Here is a 5,872-nt window from a genome sequence, read left to right as displayed (position 1 = left end):
GGGGCCGCCGCAGCAGTCCACGCAGTCCGGGCAGTCGAAGATCCATGTCCTCCACCGTACGGGCCACCACCGGCGACCGATGCCCCCGCCGGACCGAACCCCGGCCCCTCCCCGAGGAGTACGGGCCCACCGCGGCATACCGCGGTCGTGGTACACGCCCCCGCTCCGCGGCGCCGCCACGCGCACGAGGCCGTCCGGGTGCCGGACGGCCTCGTCGTCTGCTGTTCCGCGGTGACGGTCAGTGGTTGCGCGGGAAGCCCAGGTCCACGCCCGCCGGGGCCTCGGACGGGTCCGGCCAGCGGGTGGTGATCACCTTGCCGCGGGTGTAGAAGTGGGTGCCGTCGTTGCCGTAGATGTGGTGGTCGCCGAAGAGCGAGTCCTTCCAGCCGCCGAAGGAGTGGTAGCCCACCGGCACCGGGATCGGCACGTTGACGCCGACCATGCCGGCCTCGATCTCCAGCTGGAAGCGGCGGGCGGCGCCGCCGTCGCGGGTGAAGATCGCGGTGCCGTTGCCGAACGGCGAGGCGTTGATGAGGGCCACGCCCTCCTCGTAGGTGTCCACGCGCAGCACGCACAGCACCGGGCCGAAGATCTCGTCCTGGTACGCCTTCGCGCCGGTCGGCACCTTGTCGAGCAGCGAGATGCCGATCCAGTGGCCGTCCTCGTGGCCCTCCACGGTGTAGCCGGTGCCGTCGAGGACCACCTCGGCGCCCTCGCCCGCGGCGTTCTCCACGTAGGAGGCCACCTTGTCGCGGTGCGCCTTGGTGATCAGCGGGCCCATCTCGGAGGCCGGGTCGTTGCCGGGGCCGATCTTGATCTTCTCGGCGCGCTCGCGGATCTTCTCCACCAGCTCGTCGCCGATCGAGCCGACGGCGACGACGGCCGAGATGGCCATGCAGCGCTCGCCCGCCGAGCCGTACGCGGCCGAGACGGCGGCGTCGGCGGCGGCGTCCAGGTCGGCGTCCGGCAGGACCAGCATGTGGTTCTTGGCGCCGCCCAGGGCCTGCACGCGCTTGCCGTTGGCGGAGGCGGTGGTGTGGATGTAGCGGGCGATCGGGGTGGAGCCGACGAAGGAGACCGCCTTGACGTCCGGGTGCTCCAGGAGCCGGTCGACGGCCACCTTGTCGCCGTGCAGGACGTTGAACACGCCGTCGGGCAGCCCGGCCTCGGCCAGCAGCTCGGCGATGCGGACGGCGGCCGACGGGTCCTTCTCGCTGGGCTTGAGCACGAAGGTGTTGCCGCAGGCGATGGCGATGGGGAACATCCACATCGGGACCATCGCCGGGAAGTTGAACGGCGTGATGCCGGCGACCACGCCCAGCGGCTGCCGGATCCCGGCCACGTCCACGCGGGTGGCGACCTGGGTGGACAGCTCGCCCTTGAGCTGCACGTTGATGCCGCAGGCCAGGTCGACGATCTCCAGGCCGCGGGCGACCTCGCCGAGCGCGTCGGAGTGCACCTTGCCGTGCTCGGCGGTGATCAGCTCGGCGATCTCGTCGCGGTGGGCGTCCAGCAGCGCGCGGAACTTGAACAGGATCGAGGTCCGCTGGGCCAGCGAGGACTGACCCCAGGTGGCGTAGGCGTCCTTGGCGGCGGCGACCGCGGCGTCCACCTCCTCGACGGAGGCGAACGCGACCTTCGTGGTGACCTCGCCGGTCGCCGGGTCCGTGACCGGCCCGTACGTCCCCGAGGCGCCTTCGACGGTCTTCCCGCCGATCCAGTGGTTGACGATCTTCGTCATGCCCGGTTACTCCTTCGCAGATGGCGGCGTCGGGTCGAGACCTGCCGTTCGTACAGCTCATGTGCCGTGGACCGCCGGCGGTTGGGCCGCGGTCCCGGCCACACGTACATCCCACCAGCGTTGCGCGTCGGGCGCCCCCGACACTGTGTCTGCGGTTTCCGTTTCGGCATAGACACATGTGGGGGTGTCCGCGGCGCACGCCCCGGCGAGGCCTTCCTACGGATTCTGTACCTGCCCGGCATGCGGCACCCGCTCCCTGCGCTCCGGTCGGGGACCTCCGGCGCGGGGCCGTAGCGGGCGGGGAGTCGACGCTCGCACTTCGCTCCTGCCAGGGCGAAGCGGCCTCCCGCGCCGGAGGCGATCGGTGTCCGGGCGCCGCGGGGGCGCGTGGGTCTTCACCCAACGTGCCCCCGTCGCCCGGGAGGGGAAACTCTTCGTCCTCTGTGCGGCCGTGTGTCCCTACCGCCCACCGGCCGTCCACACCGGTTCTAGTGCCGGGCGCGGGCCATGTCAATGGTTTGTCCGGACATTCGGACGAAAGTGAGGGGGATCGCCTCGGATGTGTCACAAAGACCTCGGTCGTGTCACGCATGTCGCGCGGACGCATGTCTTCGGTCACACCCGGCCCACAGGTGCTTGCCGGTGTGCACGGAGCGTCGTTGACCGAGCACAGGCTTGATGATCACCAGTGCAGCGCCCGGCTCCCCCGACGGCCTCCCCGGCCGCCGCCGTGGCGTGCGTGGGGAGGTGTACATGACCGACCGAAGGCTCTGGTCGTACAAGGAGATCGCGGCGCACATCCGGGTGCAGCCGGACACCGTGCGGTCCTACCGCAAGCACGGTCTGCTGCCGCCGCCCGACCATGTGGAGGGCGGCAAGCCCTACTGGTACGCCGACACCGTCCGCGCCTGGGTCGCCGCCCGGCCCGGCAACCGCGGCCGCAGAGCCGACTGAGGCCGCGCCCGCGTCCCGAACCGGGTCAGCTCCACGGTTCGACGACCGTGGCCCCGGCTCCTGGCGCCGTCCCCATCGCCGCGAGCGCGTCCGGGACGGCCGCCAGGGGAATGGTCGACGTGACCAGCAGATCGGGCCGCAGCACACCGGCCTCCACCAGTTGGAGCATCCGCGGGTAGGCGTGCGCGGCCATGCCGTGACTGCCCAGGAGTTCCAGCTCCAGGGCGATCGCGCGCGCCATGGGCACCGGGGTGGTGCCCGTCGGGGAGGGCAGCAGGCCGACCTGGACATGACGGCCCCGGCGGCGCAGGCCGTTCACCGAGGCGGCGCAGGTGGCGGGCGAGCCGAGCGCGTCGAGCGAGAGGTGGGCACCACCGCCGGTCACCTCGCGCACCCGCTCCGCGGTGTCCCGCACACCGGTGGCGTCCACGCACCGCTCGGCACCGAACCTCCGGGCCAGCTCCAGGGCCCGGGCGGACACGTCCACCGCGACCACCCTGGCTCCCGACGCCGCCGCGATCATCACCGCCGACAGGCCCACGCCGCCGCAGCCGTGCACGGCGACCCACTCGCCGGCGGCGACCCGGCCCTGCTGGACCACCGCGCGGAACGCCGTGGCGAACCGGCAGCCGAGCGAGGCCGCCGTCGCGGAGGACAGCGCGTCGGGCACGGCGACCAGGTTCACGTCGGCGTGGTCGAGCGCCACGTACTGGGCGAAGGAGCCCCAGTGGGTGAAGCCCGGCTGGGTCTGCCGCTCGCACACCTGCTGGTCGCCGGCCGCGCAGGCGGGGCAGGTGCCGCAGGCGCAGACGAAGGGCACGGTGACCCGGTCGCCGGGCCGCCAGCGGGTCACCCGCGGACCCACTTCCTCGACGGTCCCGGCGAGTTCGTGCCCCGGCACGTGCGGCAGCGTGATGTCGGGGTCGTGGCCCTGCCAGCCGTGCCAGTCGCTGCGGCAGAGGCCGGTCGCCTCGACCCGCACCACGACCCCGTGCTCCGCGGGCCGCGGGTCGGCCACCTCCCGCACCTCGGCCGGCTCCCCGTACCGCTCGAACACCACAGCCCGCATCCGCCGCCTCGCCTTCCGCCGGGGTCTCCCCACGGCTCGCCGCTTCCGGCGGAACCGTAGTACGCGGCCCCCGGCCCCGGGGCGCGGCTCCTTGGAGGAATACCCCGTAGGGGTATAGCGTTGAAGAGGGACGAGGCCCCCGCGGCCCCCGCGGCCCCCGCGGCCCCCGTGCACCCCACACACCACGACCGAGGAGTACGACATGACCGACCGGACCGGCGCCCAGGACACCGTCACCACCGTCTACAAGGTGAGCGGGATGAGCTGCGGACACTGCGAGGGTTCCGTCTCCGCCGAGATCTCCGAGCTGCCCGGCGTCAGCTCGGTGAAGGCCGTCGCCTCCACGGGCGAGGTCACCGTCGTCTCCGCGGCCCCGCTCGACGAGGAGGCGGTGCGCGCCGCCGTGGACGAGGCCGGCTTCGAGCTCACCGGCACGGCCTGACGGAAGACCGTCCGAACCGTCCCTCCCCCCGTCCGTCTCTGGAGTTCCGCAGATGAACACCCCCGCCGCCACGCAGACGCCCATGACCGACCGGCCGGACCTCGCCGAGGTCGAGCTGCTCATCGGCGGGATGACCTGCGCGTCCTGCGCGGCCCGCGTCGAGAAGAAGCTCAACCGCATGGACGGCGTCACCGCGACGGTCAACTTCGCCACGGAGAAGGCCAGGGTCGCCCACCCCGCGGGGGTGTCCGTCGCCGACCTGATCGCCACCGTGGTGAAGACGGGCTACACCGCCGAGGAGCCCCCGCCGCCACAGCCGGAACCGGAGGCGCGGACGGCCGGGCGGCAGGCGTCCCAGGACCCCGAGCCGGCCTCCCTGCGGCAGCGCCTGACCGTCTCCGCGCTCCTCGCCGTACCCGTCGTCCTGCTCGCCATGGTCCCGGTCCTGCAGTTCGACAACTGGCAGTGGCTCTCGCTGACCCTCGCCGCGCCGGTCGTCGTCTGGGGCGGCCTGCCGTTCCACCGGGCGGCCCTGACCAACGCCCGGCACGGCGCCGCCACCATGGACACGCTCGTCTCGATAGGCACCCTCGCCGCGTTCGGCTGGTCGCTGTGGGCGCTGTTCCTCGGTGACGCGGGCATGCCCGGCATGCGCCACGGGTTCGACTTCGCCGTCTCCCGGACGGACGCGGCCTCCACGATCTATCTGGAGGTCGCCGCCGGAGTCGTGGCGTTCATCCTGCTCGGCCGCTACCTGGAGGCCCGCTCCAAGCGGCGGGCGGGGGCCGCGCTGCGGGCGCTGCTGGAGCTGGGCGCCAAGGACGTCGCCGTCCTGCGGGGCGGGACGGAGGTGCGGATCCCGGTGTCGGCGCTGACCGTCGGCGACCGGTTCGTCGTACGGCCCGGTGAGAAGGTCGCCACCGACGGCACGGTCGTCGAGGGCACCTCGGCGGTCGACGCCTCCATGCTGACCGGCGAGTCGGTGCCGGTGGACGTCGGCGTCGGCGACACCGTCACGGGCGCCACGGTCAACGCGGGCGGCCGCCTGGTCGTCGAGGCCACCCGGGTCGGCGCGGACACGCAGCTCGCGCGCATGGCGCAGCTGGTCGAGGACGCGCAGAACGGCAAGGCCGAGGTGCAGCGGCTGGCCGACCGGATCTCGGCGGTCTTCGTGCCGGTCGTCCTGGTCATCGCCCTGGGCACCCTGCTGGCCTGGCTGTTCGCCACCGGTGACGCGACCGCGGCCTTCACCGCGGCCGTCGCGGTACTGATCATCGCCTGCCCGTGCGCACTGGGCCTGGCCACACCGACCGCGCTGATGGTCGGCACCGGCCGGGGCGCCCAGCTCGGCATCCTGATCAAGGGCCCCGAGGTGCTGGAGTCCACCCGCCGCGTCGACACCGTCGTCCTGGACAAGACCGGAACGGTCACCACCGGACGCATGACCCTGCAGGAGGTGTACGCCGCCGAGGGCACCGACGAGAAGCAGCTGCTGCGCCTCGCGGGCGCCCTGGAGCACGCCTCCGAGCACCCGATCGCCCGGGCCGTCGCCGCCGGCGCCGAGGAGCGGGTGGGGCCACTGCCCCCGGTCGAGCAGTTCGAGAACGTCCCCGGACGGGGCGTACGCGGACGCGTGGAGGGCCACGACGTGGCCGCGGGCCGGCTC

Annotated in this window: 5 protein-coding genes and 2 pseudogenes; 3 read left to right on the top strand and 4 right to left on the bottom strand. The window is 73.2% G+C overall.

What is annotated here, in order from left to right; translation table 11 throughout:
• Positions 1-238: 238 nt before the first annotated feature.
• The 3 genes and pseudogenes from mmsA to RH94_RS43770 all read right to left on the bottom strand — a co-directional run.
• A complete protein-coding gene (gene mmsA / locus RH94_RS18135; protein ID WP_073948614.1) occupies positions 239-1,741 on the bottom strand; it encodes a CoA-acylating methylmalonate-semialdehyde dehydrogenase in 1,503 nt (500 codons plus the stop codon).
• A pseudogene (locus RH94_RS43775) lies at positions 1,738-1,957 on the bottom strand (3D-(3,5/4)-trihydroxycyclohexane-1,2-dione acylhydrolase (decyclizing)); the annotation flags it as partial. The pseudogene RH94_RS43775 and the gene mmsA, both read right to left, overlap by 4 nt.
• 26 nt (positions 1,958-1,983) lie before the next feature.
• A pseudogene (locus RH94_RS43770) lies at positions 1,984-2,124 on the bottom strand (5-deoxy-glucuronate isomerase); the annotation flags it as partial.
• A 370-nt stretch (positions 2,125-2,494) separates the two neighbouring features.
• On the opposite strand from RH94_RS43770, the gene RH94_RS18120 reads away from it, so the two are divergent.
• Positions 2,495-2,695, top strand: a complete 201-nt coding sequence (locus RH94_RS18120; protein WP_073948635.1) for a helix-turn-helix transcriptional regulator — start codon at positions 2,495-2,497, stop codon at positions 2,693-2,695.
• A 25-nt stretch (positions 2,696-2,720) separates the two neighbouring features.
• On the opposite strand, the gene RH94_RS18115 is transcribed toward RH94_RS18120, so the two are convergent.
• Positions 2,721-3,764, bottom strand: a complete 1,044-nt coding sequence (locus RH94_RS18115) for a zinc-dependent alcohol dehydrogenase family protein (protein WP_073948613.1) — start codon at positions 3,762-3,764, stop codon at positions 2,721-2,723.
• 202 nt (positions 3,765-3,966) lie between these two features.
• Between RH94_RS18115 and RH94_RS18110 the strand changes: the two genes are divergently transcribed.
• Together RH94_RS18110 and RH94_RS18105 are read left to right on the top strand one after the other, a co-directional pair.
• A complete protein-coding gene (locus tag RH94_RS18110) occupies positions 3,967-4,206 on the top strand; it encodes a heavy-metal-associated domain-containing protein (protein ID WP_073948612.1) in 240 nt (79 codons plus the stop codon).
• Between the two features lie 52 nt (positions 4,207-4,258).
• On the top strand, positions 4,259-5,872 hold a 1,614-nt coding region (locus RH94_RS18105; protein WP_234425860.1), incomplete at its 3' end, for a heavy metal translocating P-type ATPase.

This window comes from Streptomyces kebangsaanensis, assembly GCF_001906585.1.
Classification (GTDB): Bacteria; Actinomycetota; Actinomycetes; order Streptomycetales; family Streptomycetaceae; genus Streptomyces; species Streptomyces kebangsaanensis.
This window is presented reverse-complemented; position numbering and strand designations above follow the sequence as displayed.